General features: G+C 35.9%; 12 protein-coding genes, 1 tRNA gene and 6 pseudogenes. 7 read left to right on the top strand and 12 right to left on the bottom strand.

What is annotated here, in order from left to right:
* The 3 genes and pseudogenes from OOK85_RS06930 to OOK85_RS06920 all read right to left on the bottom strand — a co-directional run.
* Positions 1–1,147 (bottom strand): annotated as a pseudogene (locus OOK85_RS06930) (IS110 family RNA-guided transposase); the annotation flags it as partial.
* A 622-nt stretch (positions 1,148–1,769) separates the two neighbouring features.
* Positions 1,770–2,378 carry a group II intron maturase-specific domain-containing protein gene (locus OOK85_RS06925; protein WP_264703007.1) on the bottom strand — a complete coding sequence of 203 codons (609 nt, stop codon included), beginning with the start codon at positions 2,376–2,378 and terminating at the stop codon, positions 1,770–1,772.
* Between the two features lie 128 nt (positions 2,379–2,506).
* A complete protein-coding gene (locus OOK85_RS06920) occupies positions 2,507–3,457 on the bottom strand; it encodes an IS481 family transposase (protein ID WP_264702189.1) in 951 nt (316 codons plus the stop codon).
* On the opposite strand from OOK85_RS06920, the gene OOK85_RS06915 reads away from it, so the two are divergent.
* A complete protein-coding gene (locus OOK85_RS06915; protein WP_264703005.1) occupies positions 3,449–4,837 on the top strand; it encodes a DUF1601 domain-containing protein in 1,389 nt (462 codons plus the stop codon). The two genes, OOK85_RS06920 and OOK85_RS06915, sit on opposite strands and share 9 nt — an antisense overlap.
* 338 nt (positions 4,838–5,175) lie before the next feature.
* Here OOK85_RS06915 and OOK85_RS06910 read toward each other — a convergent pair whose 3' ends face one another.
* Together OOK85_RS06910 and OOK85_RS06905 are read right to left on the bottom strand one after the other, a co-directional pair.
* Positions 5,176–5,688, bottom strand: a complete 513-nt coding sequence (locus OOK85_RS06910) for a pyrimidine dimer DNA glycosylase/endonuclease V (RefSeq protein WP_264703003.1) — start codon at positions 5,686–5,688, stop codon at positions 5,176–5,178.
* Between the two features lie 17 nt (positions 5,689–5,705).
* Complete coding sequence (locus OOK85_RS06905) at positions 5,706–6,593, bottom strand: Rpn family recombination-promoting nuclease/putative transposase (RefSeq protein ID WP_264703000.1); 888 nt, start codon at positions 6,591–6,593, stop codon at positions 5,706–5,708.
* Between the two features lie 637 nt (positions 6,594–7,230).
* Between OOK85_RS06905 and OOK85_RS06900 the strand changes: the two genes are divergently transcribed.
* The gene (locus OOK85_RS06900; protein WP_319803678.1) at positions 7,231–7,470 is read left to right on the top strand and encodes a helix-turn-helix domain-containing protein; all 240 of its coding nucleotides are present in this window, start codon (positions 7,231–7,233) and stop codon (positions 7,468–7,470) included.
* Here OOK85_RS06900 and OOK85_RS06895 read toward each other — a convergent pair.
* Both OOK85_RS06895 and OOK85_RS06890 read right to left on the bottom strand, forming a co-directional pair.
* Positions 7,432–8,382, bottom strand: coding sequence for an IS481 family transposase (locus tag OOK85_RS06895; protein ID WP_264702189.1), 951 nt, complete (start codon positions 8,380–8,382; stop codon positions 7,432–7,434). The genes OOK85_RS06900 and OOK85_RS06895 overlap by 39 nt on opposite strands.
* Before the next feature lie 190 nt (positions 8,383–8,572).
* Positions 8,573–9,135, bottom strand: a pseudogene (locus tag OOK85_RS06890) (transposase); the annotation flags it as partial.
* Positions 9,136–9,211: 76 nt separating this feature from the next.
* Between OOK85_RS06890 and OOK85_RS06885 the strand changes: the two are divergent.
* Positions 9,212–9,964: an IS5 family transposase gene (locus OOK85_RS06885; RefSeq protein WP_264702164.1), complete on the top strand. Its 753-nt coding sequence runs from the start codon at positions 9,212–9,214 to the stop codon at positions 9,962–9,964.
* Here the strand turns inward: OOK85_RS06885 and OOK85_RS06880 are convergent.
* The 5 genes and pseudogenes from OOK85_RS06880 to OOK85_RS06860 all read right to left on the bottom strand — a co-directional run.
* On the bottom strand, positions 9,930–10,805 hold the full coding sequence (locus tag OOK85_RS06880) for a recombinase family protein (protein WP_264704221.1): 876 nt from the start codon (positions 10,803–10,805) through the stop codon (positions 9,930–9,932). The two genes, OOK85_RS06885 and OOK85_RS06880, sit on opposite strands and share 35 nt — an antisense overlap.
* Before the next feature lie 237 nt (positions 10,806–11,042).
* Positions 11,043–11,711, bottom strand: a pseudogene (locus tag OOK85_RS06875) (transposase); the annotation flags it as partial.
* A gap of 14 nt (positions 11,712–11,725) precedes the next feature.
* Entirely contained in the window at positions 11,726–12,478 is a 753-nt protein-coding gene (locus OOK85_RS06870) for an IS5 family transposase (RefSeq protein WP_264702164.1), read from the bottom strand.
* A gap of 769 nt (positions 12,479–13,247) precedes the next feature.
* Positions 13,248–13,334: transfer RNA gene (locus OOK85_RS06865), tRNA-Ser, on the bottom strand.
* A gap of 29 nt (positions 13,335–13,363) precedes the next feature.
* Positions 13,364–13,651, bottom strand: a pseudogene (locus OOK85_RS06860) (phage BR0599 family protein); the annotation flags it as partial.
* Positions 13,652–13,711: 60 nt separating this feature from the next.
* Here OOK85_RS06860 and OOK85_RS06855 point away from each other — a divergent pair.
* The 4 genes and pseudogenes from OOK85_RS06855 to OOK85_RS06840 all read left to right on the top strand — a co-directional run bounded on the left by OOK85_RS06855 (position 13,712) and on the right by OOK85_RS06840 (position 16,551).
* Positions 13,712–14,571 (top strand): IS630 family transposase gene (locus OOK85_RS06855; RefSeq protein ID WP_264702431.1). Its coding sequence is split into 2 segments (ribosomal slippage): positions 13,712–14,036 and positions 14,036–14,571, totalling 861 coding nucleotides; the frame shifts between segments, so codons are not numbered across the junction.
* 30 nt (positions 14,572–14,601) lie between these two features.
* Positions 14,602–14,796, top strand: a pseudogene (locus OOK85_RS06850) (DUF2924 domain-containing protein); the annotation flags it as partial.
* Positions 14,789–15,718, top strand: a pseudogene (locus OOK85_RS06845) (recombinase family protein); the annotation flags it as partial. The pseudogenes OOK85_RS06850 and OOK85_RS06845, both read left to right, overlap by 8 nt.
* Positions 15,719–15,798: 80 nt before the next feature.
* Positions 15,799–16,551, top strand: coding sequence for an IS5 family transposase (locus tag OOK85_RS06840; RefSeq protein ID WP_264702164.1), 753 nt, complete (start codon positions 15,799–15,801; stop codon positions 16,549–16,551).
* Positions 16,552–16,706: the final 155 nt, after the last annotated feature.

Genomic DNA, 16,706 nt, shown 5'->3' with positions numbered 1-16,706 from the left:
CCACAGAGCCTAGTCGTTTTTTCAATCTTCTGTAGTATGCACCCAACGCACTTTTACTATTTCCTACAGAATGAGCAGCTATTCGCAAAGCATTTGCAGCACGGTTAATGACTTTACGTGTTCTTGTGTTAAACACTTTTTCCCCTGTAACTTTATTAGCAGGACTGAGTCCCAACCACGATGAAAAGTGCTTTTCTGTTGGCCATTTACTATGGTTTATACCAACTTCTGAAACTATGGTTTGTATACTTAATACATCAAATCCAGGAATTTTAGTGAAATCCATACCAGTTATTCGGTGCAGTTCCTCATACAAAGCAAAGCTTGGCTTACTTTTGCTATTTTTATTCTTTTGCTTACTTAGCTGTTTGCTTTCACAAGACTTTGTTTCAAACGTTTTATAATAGGCTTCAATATTTCTATCACATTCTGCTATTTTTTCTTGATAAATATTATATAGTTCAAATTCTTGCTTTAGCGTGAATAAGTGTTCCTCTCTATAGTCACCAGCTAACGCTTTTGCAATAGTAGACTGATCATTTTTTATTCGTGCATCCCTGAATTTAGCCAATTTCTCAGGATCTCTTTCGCCTTCAATTATAGCTTCAATGATTTTCATACCAGTTATCCCAGTAATATGACTAATAACCTTGTGTAATTGTATATTCATTTGAATTAATGCCTTCTGCATACGCAGAATATGTGTAGATGCACTTTCAGTGAGATTTTTGCGTTGCCGCACGTAACTGCGCAATACACACATCTGATTATCTGGCCTAAACGATCCATGAAGCAGTCCGTAGCTATGCAGTTGTTGGAGCCATTGGCAATCTTGAACGTCAGACTTCCTACCAGGTACATTCTTTACATGCCGTGCATTTACCAATCTTACCTCGAATTTGTATGACTCAAGTATTTGAAATAAAGGAATCCAATATACTCCTGTTGATTCCATAGCTACTGTTGTAACTTTACACTTTTTCAACCACTGTGCTAAGTTATGAAGGTCTTCAGTAAAGCAGCCAAATTTCTGAACGCGTTGTTCATCTCTTCCTTCAGGTACACACACATAGTGTACAGCTGAACCAATGTCTATTCCTGCTGCATTAGGATTCACTATTTCTAATTTACTTTTTACTTTTTTCATGGTAACTCCTACATATAATTTGTAATAGGGAAACGCTTCAGCTTGGAACGGTTGATAGTACAATCTCCTAACCGAGGTAGTCTAAATGACTCCATCAATGATTTGACCGTTCCTTCCAAAACCATCCTTGCATACGGGCACTTAGGCACCATTGAAAATGTCGGTCATAACTGCAGAGGCGCTTCCTGTACAACTATACTTGAAAACTACTAAAAACTTAAATTTGTGTGTTTCTTTCTGATTTGACAGATTTCGTCTGTTCGATGCTTGCATATTTCTTTTTGATATACTAACCTTTACATGCTAAGAAAGCGCATACCGGTAGAGTTGTTCTGTGCCTCACCACCTTGTAGTTACTCTACCAGTATGTTACGCTATAGCGACGTTATCTAAGTGGAGAAAGTCACCTCTTGCATATTTCTTTTTGATATACTAACCTTTACATGCTAAGAAAGCGCATACCGGTAGAGTTGTTCTGTGCCTCACCACCTTGTAGTTACTCTACCAGTATGTTACGCTATAGCGACGTTATCTAAGTGGAGAAAGTCACCTCTCCCCACTCGACTGCAGAACCGTACGTGACAGGTTACCGTCATACGGCTCCTCTGCAATTTGGTGCTTGTCATGCACACTTTCTGTGTAAATTATCATGGCAATGTCCATGTAACAAAGATAAGTTTTTGGTTATATTGTTTTTCTTGTTTTGGTCATTGTGATGTACTTCCAAAATATCATCATTTTTAAACCAAAGTTGACAATAATCACACTTACCCTGTTGTAACTTCAATAAATTTGTTACTCTTGTTGGCTTATCTGGTACTCTCTTCAGACGATTACCCCAGTATACCCAATCACCATCATATGGTGTCTTGGTTCCTTTCACCTTGGTATGCCGTTTTATAACGTAATCTCCATGTCTGGTAAGATTTACTCCATTACTTGTCATAAATCGCCAATTATCGTTACCATACTTTTTAAAGTATTTTTCCTTGATCCAGCGGTTTCCTTTGTTATGGTGTTTATATACTGCCCATTTCCAAAGTTTTCCAAACATAATGTGATCTAACAAACTAAATATCTTACATGATACTACTGAAGTGTAATATTGACACCATCCTCTAATAATTGGGTTAATGTGTTTTATTACTGCTCCCTGCGATTCACCACGCAATTTCTTCAGTTTGTGTTTGATGACCCATGTATGCTGTTTCACGGATTCGCGACTTGGCATAATTATTGTTTTATGGCTTCTCTTACCACGATTTACTGGATATTGTCTTACCGTAAACCCCAGAAAGTCAAAACCTGGCTTTTCTCCCTTTAGAGTATGAGTTATTCTCGTTTTTGATGGCTTTAGCTCTAGGTGTATGGTCCCAGAGTGTGATGGTGTGGATTTAGTATAAATAATTCTGGAGACTGTGTCCACTGATAACATATAAATTCATAAGGAGTAAGACCCTTAAGAGTTTTGAGTCTCTTTGCATAATTATAAGCCATAACAAAGTTATAAAGGTGTTCTTTAAGTTGCTGGTGCGATTGATAGTAATACTTCTTAACTGTAGCATCCTTTAAAGTTTTATTCATACGCTCGACTTGCCCATTCGTCCAAGGATGGCTAACTTTTGTCAAACGATGTTCAATAACATTCTCTTCGCAAACTCTATCAAATATATGTTGGAAAGCATACTTATGACGCTTCTGGTTTGTAAATTGTATACCGTTATCTGTCAAAATAGTATGGATTTTATACGGTAAAATTCTAATCAAATTACGTAAGAACTCAGCAGCTATGGGTTTTGTAGCACTGTTACGCAACTCAACATAGGTAAATTTGGATGTCCTATCAATAGCAACAAACAAATGTAATTTGCCCTCCTCAGTTCTAACTTCAGCAATATCAATATGAAAGTAACCGATAGGATATTGTTTGAATTTCTTTTTTGACTTAACTTCTCCATCAACAGTTGGTAATCTGCTAATGTTGTGTCTTTGTAAACAACGATGCAAGCTAGAGCGAGTCAAATGCGGAATTGTAGACTGCAGAGCGTAAAGGCAATCATCTAGTGGCAGTAGTGTATACTTGCGAAATGTAACTATTATAGCTTCCTCTTCTAGCGTTAAAACAGTCGATCTTGGACGCTTTGGACCCATATCAGCATCTTTCGTAAATGAACGTTTTCTCCACTTAATAATAGTTTTTGGATTAAGGTTATAATGCTTGGAGAGTTTTGCTATGCTCTCTTTTCTATTTTGTATTGCTCTACGAATCGTCTGTGTTGTTTTGGCGCACCCATGTAATATTTGTCCCATAACTCCTCCTTTGATGGTATTTTTTTCTCATATTTTATCATACCATCACACTCTGGGACTGTACACCTAGCAGAGCAAGGAATTCAATCATCTACACAATTTAATTCTCAGCATATTGCCAATACCTTTAATGCCTTATCGAAGTTGGATGTTTTTCATGATTCACGGTGGGAAGGTCACCAAGAGACGTTTAAGGATCTCATTGTTAATCTAGCAAAGCAAGGAATTCAATCATCTACACAATTTAATTCCCAGGATATTGCCAATACCTTTAATGCCTTCTCGAAGCTAAATATTCTTGGTAATAAGTGGATAAGTAATGAGCAGGAGGAATTAAAGTCTCTCATTGTTAAGTTAGCAGAGAGAGGAAGTTGCATAGAAGGCTATAATCTTAAGGGCATCGCTAAGATCTATAGTGCTTTATTGAAATGGAGTAATGATGGATGGAATACTAATGAATTCAAATCTCTCACGGCCAAGCTGAAAGAACAAGTTCAAGCTATTGCTCAGAAGCAAAATGAAGAAGATAATATTTTAGATAATATAAGATTCACTTCTCAAATTATTACTGATTTACCAAAGCTGAAATTAAAAAATTTAATAACATCTGAAAGTAAAATGCTAGTTCCTTTAATGGAATGTTTAAGTACTAGTATAGATAAAAGTGGAGATAGTGACTTGAAGGGGAATAAGCCAAAAGAAAATATTTTATCTGGCCTAAAGGGTTTTGTTAATATTATAAATGAGTTAGAGGATAAATCTAACTTAAGAGGAAAGTTTGATCAGAGTCTTATTACAATATTTAAAAAATTATCGAAACTAGGTAGTGAATATAATAACAAAATATCAGAGATAATAACAAATAAGTTGATGGGGTTGGAAGTAATAGAGGATAAAGATGCTCTTCAAAAACTCCTTGTTGGTCAGTCAGAGGATAAAGGATTAGAGAGGAAAATGGGGAATCTTGAGATTAGCAATGTTGGTCAGTCAAATGAACCTGGAACTGCTTTAAATGGTGCAACAAGACCAGTTACTAGCATGAATGATTTAACAAAACAAATGGAGAAGCTTCCGACTCCTGGTAGAGGTAGAGGTGTTGGTCAGTCAAAAGAAGAAAATAAACCTGGAAGTGGTGCAACATTACGAGTACAGCCTTTCTCCGGTAAGGATGGAAGTATATCTGGATCCAGCCAATTACCCAAAAAGCAGGAGAGAGAAGAGGAAAAGAAAGTCACGAATCTTTCAAGACCTAGCCATAATCCTAATACTAGCATGAATGGTTCACAAATAGAGAAGCTTACGACTCCTGGTAGAGGTAGGGGTAGAGGTGTTGGTCAGTTAAAAAAAGAAAATAAACCTGGAAGTGGTGCAACATTTTAACCACAGACTTCAGTAAGATGTATATCTGATGTACTATACACATCTGCACTTCCGCATTAGGAAAGACACTGTTTATAGCTGGGGAATGTTCAAAAAAGCATACGCGTCAAGTTAAGGGAAGTAGCATAAGGAAAAAGAAAAGTGATAAAAATTATTTTAAATATTAAGCAATAAAGCTAGTAATTTATAGACTCTTCTAAAAGAATTATCTTATTTTAGATCAAAATTTCCCAAAAAATAAATGTAATAAACAAGTTTAAATGGTGCTATATTGGGCCTTAACTTGACGCGTATGCTTTTTTGAACATTTCCATAGAGATACCGGCCTAAGTGAGTTTTTAGCCACTTATCCAATCTGGTGCTCCTCTGCCATTTTCCCACTTAGCGAATCTCATCTTTTCCTGTAGGTAATACTCCCTATAAGCTTTTATAGGACTACTACATTTATACCGATCGGGCAGTGCTTGTATAAAAGCTTGCATATCAGTTGATCGAAAAATGAGTAAATCCTTATTACTATCACACCAATCTATTACTTCCTCTGATTTATGCTTTCTTTTGTATCGCTGTGTATACTCTTTACACAATTCTTTTCCATACTCTATCAACCAACAAAAGTTCCCTTTCGATTGCCTAGCCCATAAAGAACAAGGATGATTGCTGTGAGTGAGTTTATATGGAACTGCTATATTCTGATCTGTGGTACTGACAAAAGGATTTGGCGCTTTTAATGCTATTGAAAAAACATTACTTAATAACTGAGCAGTTTCTAATGGCATTTTTACTATATGCTTATCACATAACATTTGCGCTGCAATTGCTGGGTTTTCATCTAGTACAAAGATGTTCATCACACCCAAAGATAGAATTAGCTTAAGTCTTTGACTTCGTTAACTGTAAGACCAGTAGTTTGAGCTATAATATCAATAGAAACACCTGCTTTAAGTAGGTTTTTTGCGACTTCAATTTCCCTTTCTTTTCTGCCTTTTTCATGTCCGATGAGGATGCCTTTTTCTTTACCTTCATCTCGAGCATCATCAAGGCGTTGTTCCCAAATAGCAGCTTCTTTCTGTACACTCAATACTCTTTCTTCGTATGCTGCTAGATCCTCTTCTTCCCAACTAAACTTGTCTAATTCATCATATGCAAGCTTTATTATTGGTGATTTTTCTGCAATATCTTTTAGGTCTTCATCTGTAGTATCTTCTGCATACCGGAAAAAAAAACACCATCTTTCTACTGTACTCTCTAGTTGCTCTACTTTGTTCTTTGTAAATTTAGGCAACTCAATAAAGACAAATTGAAAATCTTTTAAGTAATGTCCGTTAGTCTTTACATCACGTATATTGTGAGTGGAAATATACTCAACCTCTGTAGGAAATAGCGTACTGTTGGAAATAGCAATAAAGAATACTTTCTTAAAATCAATGTAATTGCCAGATTGTCTTGAGTAAGCTTTAGAAGCATAAAGTTGTGCACGTTTTTCAAAGCCCTTGTCACGAGCGAGCTGCATCTCTGCAATATATCTATTCCCGAAAGAATCCTTACAGAGGACATCAACAATACTCTGTTTATCAGAAGCAATCTCAGGATCCATAATAGTGCTAAGAAACTTAACATCTTGAATTGTGTTAACACCAGTAAACCCTAAGATGTCATTTAAAAAGTGGATAAGAATCTTCTTATTTTTTTCGGTGCCGAACACTCGTTTGAAGGGCAGGTCATATTTAGGATCGAGGAACTTAGAAAAAGTCATAAGAAAGAACCTTAAAAAGCATTAATAATTATACACAATTCTGAAGAAATATTCAACGTTTTTATATTGAGTTTTGTTTTTTTAAGCTTCGAGAAAAAAATGACCTTCAGAGGTGGGCTTAGAATCGCATTCTTTGCTTTAGATGTCCTTTTATAGATCTTTTTACTAACCCTTCTGTAAAGCTCCTTAAAAGACCAGCAAATGGATGTCATAAATTTGGAGCTGTAGGAGACATCAAAGATACGCTTTTTGGTGTGGGAGCCTAATAAAAATACGAGCGTAAAAACTCAATTACCTAACACCGTGAGATTAACCTCCCACACCCTTGTTATAAATAACTCAAAAATAGTATTCAATAATTTTTAGTGGAAAATTTTACAATTGAAGTTATATCTGAGTAAGTATGAATACAAAAAAAGTAGTAATGTACACTGGCAAACGAGGAAGCAGACAGGCTTGCGAGAAAGGAAACCAAGAACAGAAAACCATCAAAGCTGCAGCGAGTATAAAGAAATTAATGTTTTTATTCAGATACAAATTTGTGTAAGCGCTTACGATGAGGTATACATGGTTGTTTCCGTGAAAGAAGTGATCGTTAGCAACTAGTAATGATAGCAAAGCATATTAATCCTGTAAGATACAAAATAGCACAAAAAGTAAGAAGCTGGAGGTTAAAAAAAAATATACCATAAAAGATTTAGCAGACAAAACAGGCATAAAATATTACACGCTGCTAAAATATGAACAAGGGGTACAAGGTATTCCAACTGCAGACTTAAAAAGACTAGCGGACGCATTCTCAATTAAGGCTGGAACTCTATTTCCTAGACGAAAAGTACTAGGTGTATGGTCCCAGAGTGTGATGGTGTGGATTTAGTATAAATAATTCTGGAGACTGTGTCCACTGATAACATATAAATTCATAAGGAGTAAGACCCTTAAGAGTTTTGAGTCTCTTTGCATAATTATAAGCCATAACAAAGTTATAAAGGTGTTCTTTAAGTTGCTGGTGCGATTGATAGTAATACTTCTTAACTGTAGCATCCTTTAAAGTTTTATTCATACGCTCGACTTGCCCATTCGTCCAAGGATGGCTAACTTTTGTCAAACGATGTTCAATAACATTCTCTTCGCAAACTCTATCAAATATATGTTGGAAAGCATACTTATGACGCTTCTGGTTTGTAAATTGTATACCGTTATCTGTCAAAATAGTATGGATTTTATACGGTAAAATTCTAATCAAATTACGTAAGAACTCAGCAGCTATGGGTTTTGTAGCACTGTTACGCAACTCAACATAGGTAAATTTGGATGTCCTATCAATAGCAACAAACAAATGTAATTTGCCCTCCTCAGTTCTAACTTCAGCAATATCAATATGAAAGTAACCGATAGGATATTGTTTGAATTTCTTTTTTGACTTAACTTCTCCATCAACAGTTGGTAATCTGCTAATGTTGTGTCTTTGTAAACAACGATGCAAGCTAGAGCGAGTCAAATGCGGAATTGTAGACTGCAGAGCGTAAAGGCAATCATCTAGTGGCAGTAGTGTATACTTGCGAAATGTAACTATTATAGCTTCCTCTTCTAGCGTTAAAACAGTCGATCTTGGACGCTTTGGACCCATATCAGCATCTTTCGTAAATGAACGTTTTCTCCACTTAATAATAGTTTTTGGATTAAGGTTATAATGCTTGGAGAGTTTTGCTATGCTCTCTTTTCTATTTTGTATTGCTCTACGAATCGTCTGTGTTGTTTTGGCGCACCCATGTAATATTTGTCCCATAACTCCTCCTTTGATGGTATTTTTTTCTCATATTTTATCATACCATCACACTCTGGGACTGTACACCTAGTTTACTACAGAAAGAAATTTATATCAAACAACTACCACTGCTTAGACCGTATGGTTGATGAATATGTGCTTTAAATTTGTGTGGGCGCACATATTCATCAACCTATTTTCTATACAGATTTTAAAAATTTACGTTGACTGCTTCTTTAAGTCTTGCATTAGCAATCACTATAATTTTATGCATTAGAGCTGTTATAGCTACCATCTTTTTTTACCTCTACCAATGAGATCAGAATAAAAAGCACCAAGTACAGATTTAGACTTTGCAGCAGCCATAGCAGCAGTAAAAAGCTTTGCACGAACATTGCTTCTACCACCTGTTATCCTTCGGTAACCAATAGTTTTACCGCTTTCTTTTGGATGCGGGGCAACTCCAGCAAGACTTGCAACTTCTTTTTTGTTTAAGTAGCCAAGTTCTGGCATCAGGCATACAAAATCTTGAGATAACTTGATACCTATTCCCGGTACTGTTCTAAGTATTTTTTGGCGCTTTTGTAACTCTAGATTTTCATCAATGATTTTTTGTATTGCATTATTGATCTCATTTATCTGACCGTTAAAAAAGTCAATGGTTTTTTGGCAACTTTCTTTTATATGCTCGTTTTCAGGTGCTTTCAGTCTACATTTCTCTTGAACTCTCATTTGTGTAATGTCATCACGTCGTTGACAAAGTGCAACTAGGCTCTGTGGACAAAAAATATGAAAAGAGAGAAAAAGATGGTAGTTTAGCCTAATAGGTAAAAAATGGAGAAACTACCATATGCAATATTACATCAAAGAGGAAAATTGGAAACAAATTTTAGAGTTCATAAAAAGCGTAAAAGGAATGCACAGCAAAGATGAAAAACGTTTAAGAATATTCATAGAGGCAGTGTGGTACATAGTGCGAAGTGGTTGCCAATGGAGACTTTTACCAAAAACTTATGGTAATTACAGGAGTATACATAAGCGATTTAAAAGATGGTGTGAAAGAGATGTCTGGAAAAAATTGCTTGAATATACTAAACAAGAGCCTGATTTAGAAGTTGCTATAATCGACGGTACGATCATCCGAGGCCATCCATGTTCATCTGGATATACAAAAAACTCCAAGGATCAAGAAGCTTTAGGGAGGAGCAAAGGTGGCTTTACAACTAAAATACATGCGCTTGTCGATGCACTTGGAAATCCACTTAAATTTACTCTGACTCCTGGTCAAAGAAATGAAATTACGCAGGCACAAGTGTTGACCGAAAGTATCTATAACTCTACTGTAGTAGCTGACAAGGGCTACGATAGCAATGCCTTTGTTACAAGTCTTGAAGACAAGGGATGTACAGTAGTTATTCCGCCAAAACGGAATCGAAAAGTGCAAAGGTATTACGATGAGCATATCTACAAAGAACGTCATTTGATTGAGTGTTTTTTTGGTAAAATTAAAAATTTTAGGCGCATTTTTTCCAGATTTGATAAAACTGCTGAGGTTTTTATGGGTTTTCTCAATTTTGTTGGAGCTCTTGTATGGCTTCTCTAAAATTTTGTCCACAGAGCCTAGCTATTCTTTTATTTTCAGTTAGCTGTTCTTGAACTATATCAAATAAATCTTCGTTTATAATATTAGGTACAGGAATATAAATCCAATTTTCTTTATCAGTACGAAAAGTAGAATAATTGTCTTTCAGTTGCTCACAAGAGCGTTTCTGTGGTCTTACGTGTTTTAATTTTACTCCTAGCTTTTTTTTACCGAATGCTGCTTGTCCTTTATAAGCAGGATTTTGTAATAGACGACAGACTACACTCCTATCCCAATACCTTTTTCCTGTTCGTGTTACGATGGACATAGCTCTTAATCTATGACATACTTCTCCAATGCTTACTCTTCCCCTTCCCACCCAAAAAAACATTTTACGAATGACTTCAGCTTCCTCTTCATTAATTTCAAAAAAGGCTTGTCCTCCTCCTATATGCTTATTTATATAACGATAGCCATAAGGAGCTCCACTCATTACATTTATACTGCCTTTATTGGCTGCGTGAATCTTGCCTCTACGACTTCGTTCCATAATTTTTGCACGTTCATATTCTGCTATCATACCCTGTATTTGTAATAGTAATTGAGATTCTGGATTATCGTCAATTTGACAATTCAAGAAAACTGTTTCTACACCCAATTTCTTAAATTCATCAACTAATAACATTTGATGTACATATTTGCGAGCCAAACGATCAGGAGAATGGATATAAACCTTATTAATATTACCTTCTGCTATTTGATCTCTTAATTTTTCTAAACTAGGACGTATTATATCAGAGCCACTATAACAATTATCAATAAATTTATATTCACTTAGTAATTTATGTCCATCAGCACTAATCTTATTCTCTATAGCAGTAATTTGGCTTGCTATTGTATCAACTATGTTTTTTAAAAATTTTTTTATTTGTGTAATTTTGCAAATTATATGGGCAATAAAAACCCGTTTGTCATAGAAATAGAATTTTATATCAAACAGCTACCACAGCAATTTCTGCTTAAGCTAATGAATATGTGCTTTAAGTCTGTGTGGACGCACATATTCATTAGCCGATTTCAGTTACCGTTGTGAAGATTTTTAAGTATGCAAATTAATTGCTTCTTTAAGTCTTGTATTAGCAATTACTATAATTTTAAGCATTAGGGCTGTTATAGCCACCATCTTCTTCTTACCACTTTCAACAAGCTTAGAATAAAAGGCGCCAAGTATAGATTTTGACCTTGTAGCAGCCATAGCGGCTGTAAAGAGCTTTGAACGAACGTTACTTCTACCACCTGTAATCCTTCGGTAACCAACAGCTTTACCACTTTCTTTTGGATGCGGTGCAACTCCGGCAAGACTTGCTACTTCTTTTCTGTTTAAGTAACCAAGCTCTGGCATTAAACACAAAAAATCTTGTGATAACTTTTTACCTATTCCAGGAACTGTTTTAAGAATTTTTTGGCGTTGTTGTAATTCGCGGCTTTCATCAATAATCTTTTGTATAGTATCATTGAGTTCGTTTATTTGACTATCGAAAAACTCAATGGTCTTTTGACAGCTTTCTTTTATATGATCATTTTCCGGTGCTTCAAGTCTGCATTTTTCTTGAGTTCTCATTTGCGTAATATCATCACGACGTTGACAAAGTGCAGCCAAAGTTGATTGTTCTGTAGAGGTAGGTACAAATAGAGAGATAGTTCTATGGCGTTCAAATCCATATTGAGCAAGAGCTCTTGCATCTGATCTATCAGACTTTGCTAGGCTCTGTGGACAAAATTTTAGAGAAGCCATACAAGAGCTCCAACAAAATTGAGAAAACCCATAAAAACCTCAGCAGTTTTATCAAATCTGGAAAAAATGCGCCTAAAATTTTTAATTTTACCAAAAAAACACTCAATCAAATGACGTTCTTTGTAGATATGCTCATCGTAATACCTTTGCACTTTTCGATTCCGTTTTGGCGGAATAACTACTGTACATCCCTTGTCTTCAAGACTTGTAACAAAGGCATTGCTATCGTAGCCCTTGTCAGCTACTACAGTAGAGTTATAGATACTTTCGGTCAACACTTGTGCCTGCGTAATTTCATTTCTTTGACCAGGAGTCAGAGTAAATTTAAGTGGATTTCCAAGTGCATCGACAAGCGCATGTATTTTAGTTGTAAAGCCACCTTTGCTCCTCCCTAAAGCTTCTTGATCCTTGGAGTTTTTTGTATATCCAGATGAACATGGATGGCCTCGGATGATCGTACCGTCGATTATAGCAACTTCTAAATCAGGCTCTTGTTTAGTATATTCAAGCAATTTTTTCCAGACATCTCTTTCACACCATCTTTTAAATCGCTTATGTATACTCCTGTAATTACCATAAGTTTTTGGTAAAAGTCTCCATTGGCAACCACTTCGCACTATGTACCACACTGCCTCTATGAATATTCTTAAACGTTTTTCATCTTTGCTGTGCATTCCTTTTACGCTTTTTATGAACTCTAAAATTTGTTTCCAATTTTCCTCTTTGATGTAATATTGCATATGGTAGTTTCTCCATTTTTTACCTATTAGGCTAAACTACCATCTTTTTCTCTCTTTTCATATTTTTTGTCCACAGAGCCTAGGATGCAAGCATGAGATAAAAGCAGGTAACACTAAACCTTATAGTGAATCCCTGCAAACAGAGTTAGATATGGTTACGAGAGGAACCAATGCCTGAATTGTCGTAACGAACGATATGCGAAATAAGGTTGGTTAACGCATAGACCAAAAGGTACGGAGAAAGTGGATAATTAGAACTTGACTGGTCTGATTAAGATGTTTCCCATCTCCCGGCAAAAAGTTGGAACCTAAGTCTAACATGAAACAATTTCATGGAACGGAGTAACATTATAGATGCTCTTATTCTTTAAGCAGGGAGCCACCCGTATGCACCTATAATGAGGGATTGTCTAAGAAGCCAAGGCCTAAAGTAATGTTTAAGATATGCTGACGTGGACACTGTAATTTGGAAGGTAAAGTTGTGAGTAGTGGTTAATATGTTATGAGCCAACATTAAGTGTTAGGTATGAATGAATACGACTTCTCTAGTAATATAGAGAATGCTGTATTTAAGCTATAAAAACAAATTTACCAAGCTTTGAAATGTTAATTACATGGAGAAGTATGTATAACAAACACCAAGTTAGAGAGAAGCCGGATGTGGTGAAAGTCACAAGTCCGGTTTTGAAGTCGAGTGGGGAGAGGTGACTTTCTCCACTTAGATAACTGTGCGCGACCGAGGGTTTTATACTATTCTAGAAGTAATATGCGGAAAAGGGGGGATTCGAACCCCCGACATATTTTCATATGTGCACGCTTTCCAAGCGTGTGCTTTAGACCACTCAGCCACCTTTCCATGTATTCATGATATTGAAAATTGTGCTGCTAAACAATATAAAAACCTGGTATATAGGGTTCACCACGAAAATTTACAGTATTGTTAAACTTGCTTCTGCAAGTTGGAAATGTTTTATCGCAACCTGCAAGTATTGAATATTTATCTCCAGCAGAAATTTGGTATGGAGGCGAAGTAAACAACGTAACTACTTTATTTTTATATTCTTTTACTACACCTTCAAACGCTGTTGAGCCAAAGAATTTCACTACTCCGTGCTTATAATATTCATCACTCTCAGTTAAATTCGTGTCTTCAAATCTTCTTTCGTCTATTATAGCTCTTTTCATAATGGTCCAAACGGGTTAAAATAAGAGTTTATAGTAGTGAAGGTAAGTATGCCAGCAGCATATAGTTATGATTTAAGAAAAAAAGCAATGGAAGTGCTAGACGAAGGGGAAAGCAGAGAAACGGTAGCAGCAAGATTTAAAATTGGAAGAACTACATTATGGGAGTGGCAGCAAAGAAAAAAAGAAACAGGAGATTTTCAGTCGAAAAAACTTGGAAATGGAGGTTATAATCACAAAATTACCGACTGGAATAAATTTACTGAATTTGCCAAAAAACATGGTGGAAAAACTCTATCGGAAATGGCTAAGCTTTGGAGTAATGTTAGTATCCCAACGATTCATCGAGCTCTTAAAAAAATTGGACTCACACGCAAAAAAAGACATATGGATACAAAGAAAGGAATGAAGAAAAACGTGCTGAATTTTTGAAAATTATAGCAACAAAAGAACCTCAAAACTTAGTATATATAGATGAATCTGGTATTGATAATACCGAAGACTATCCCTATGGATATTCTCAGAAAGGACAGCGGTTTTATGCTCTAAAATCTGGTAAAAAAATTCAACGAATCAGTATGATTGCAGCCTTAAACGGCAGAAAAATAGTTGTTCCGTTAACATTTGAAGGCCACTGTAATATGGATATCTTTAATAAATGGTTTGAGCAGTTCCTAACACCGATTTTGGAACCTGGACAAACTGTTATCCTTGATAATGCTACTTTTCATAAGTCTAATAAGATTACTGAACTTGCTAAAGGAGTTGGTGCAGAAATTTTATATCTACCGCCTTATTCTCCCGATTTTAACAAAATTGAGCATCATTGGTTTGCTATAAAAAACAGAGCTAGGAAAAACATTCCTCTATTCACATCTTTTCGTCATGCTGTTGATTCTGCTTTTCTATGAACTTTCCGGACTATTATGAAAAGAGCTATACCAGTAGAAGGGACAGAATTAATACTAGAGAGAGGGGAAGAGACTCATACAGTAATGGTAACAGATAAGGGTTTAATCTACCGAGAAGAATTTTTCACGTCATTGTCAGCAGTAGCTGGAAAAATAATGGGAATGAGTTACAATGGGCCGCTCCTATTTGGTTTGCGTGATCAAAAGGGAAAGGAAAATGTGTAAAGGGATAAGATGTGGAATATATACGAGAAAGTCAAATGAAGACGGTCTGGAGCAAAAGTTTAATAGTTTAGATGCGCAGCGAGTAGCATGTGAAAAGTATATAAAGAGCAAAGAAGGCTGGGTAGCATTGGCCAAAAGGTACGATAATGGAGGATATTCAGGGAAAAATTTAGAAAGACCAGCGATAAAGGAGTTGTTTGAAGATGTAAAGACAGGAGAAGTAGATTGTGTGGTAGTATATACGCTAGACAGGTTATCAAGGGAAACAAAAGACAGCATTGAAGTAACGTCATTTTTTAGAAGGCATCGAGTAAATTTTATAGCAGTAACGCAGATATTTGACAATAATACGCCAATGGGAAAGTTTGTACAAACAGTGTTATCAGGAGCAGCACAACTAGAAAGAGAGATGATAGTAGAGAGAGTAAAAAATAAAATAGCAACATCAAAAGAACAAGGGTTATGGATGGGTGGAACTTTGCCACTTGGGTATGATGTAAAAGATAAGGAATTAATAATCAATGAGAAAGAAGCAAAGACAGTGAAGCATATATTTGAAAGATATGTGGAGCTGAAGTCAATGGCAGAACTGACAAGAGAGTTAAACAGAGAAGGATATCGAACAAAATCAGATATCTTTAAAAAGGCAACGGTGAGAAGAATAATAACAAATCCAATATATATGGGAAAAATACGGCATTATGAGAAACAGTATGAGGGAAAGCATGAGGCAATAATAGAGGAAGAAAAATGGCAAAAAGTACAGAAATTAATAAAGAATCAACCATATAGAAAAGCAAAATATGAGGAAGCGCTGCTAAAGGGAATAATTAAGTGCAAGAGCTGCGGTGTAAATATGACACTGACATATGCAAAAAAGGAGAATAAGAGATATCGATACTATGTATGTAACAATCATCTAGGCTCTGTGGACAAAAAATATGAAAAGAGAGAAAAAGATGGTAGTTTAGCCTAATAGGTAAAAAATGGAGAAACTACCATATGCAATATTACATCAAAGAGGAAAATTGGAAACAAATTTTAGAGTTCATAAAAAGCGTAAAAGGAATGCACAGCAAAGATGAAAAACGTTTAAGAATATTCATAGAGGCAGTGTGGTACATAGTGCGAAGTGGTTGCCAATGGAGACTTTTACCAAAAACTTATGGTAATTACAGGAGTATACATAAGCGATTTAAAAGATGGTGTGAAAGAGATGTCTGGAAAAAATTGCTTGAATATACTAAACAAGAGCCTGATTTAGAAGTTGCTATAATCGACGGTACGATCATCCGAGGCCATCCATGTTCATCTGGATATACAAAAAACTCCAAGGATCAAGAAGCTTTAGGGAGGAGCAAAGGTGGCTTTACAACTAAAATACATGCGCTTGTCGATGCACTTGGAAATCCACTTAAATTTACTCTGACTCCTGGTCAAAGAAATGAAATTACGCAGGCACAAGTGTTGACCGAAAGTATCTATAACTCTACTGTAGTAGCTGACAAGGGCTACGATAGCAATGCCTTTGTTACAAGTCTTGAAGACAAGGGATGTACAGTAGTTATTCCGCCAAAACGGAATCGAAAAGTGCAAAGGTATTACGATGAGCATATCTACAAAGAACGTCATTTGATTGAGTGTTTTTTTGGTAAAATTAAAAATTTTAGGCGCATTTTTTCCAGATTTGATAAAACTGCTGAGGTTTTTATGGGTTTTCTCAATTTTGTTGGAGCTCTTGTATGGCTTCTCTAAAATTTTGTCCACAGAGCCTAGGGAAGATGGAATTTAACCATCACAAAATCACGACTTTCGGGTCGCACTAACTGTACGAACATTGCAATTTGCAGGTGGCAGATGAAAGTAGCTGATGCACATCTGTACGAACATTTGCTTTTGTTAAGGTAATA

Source organism: Wolbachia endosymbiont (group A) of Volucella inflata, assembly GCF_947250665.1.
Lineage (GTDB): Bacteria > Pseudomonadota > Alphaproteobacteria > Rickettsiales > Anaplasmataceae > Wolbachia > Wolbachia pipientis.
This window is presented reverse-complemented; position numbering and strand designations above follow the sequence as displayed.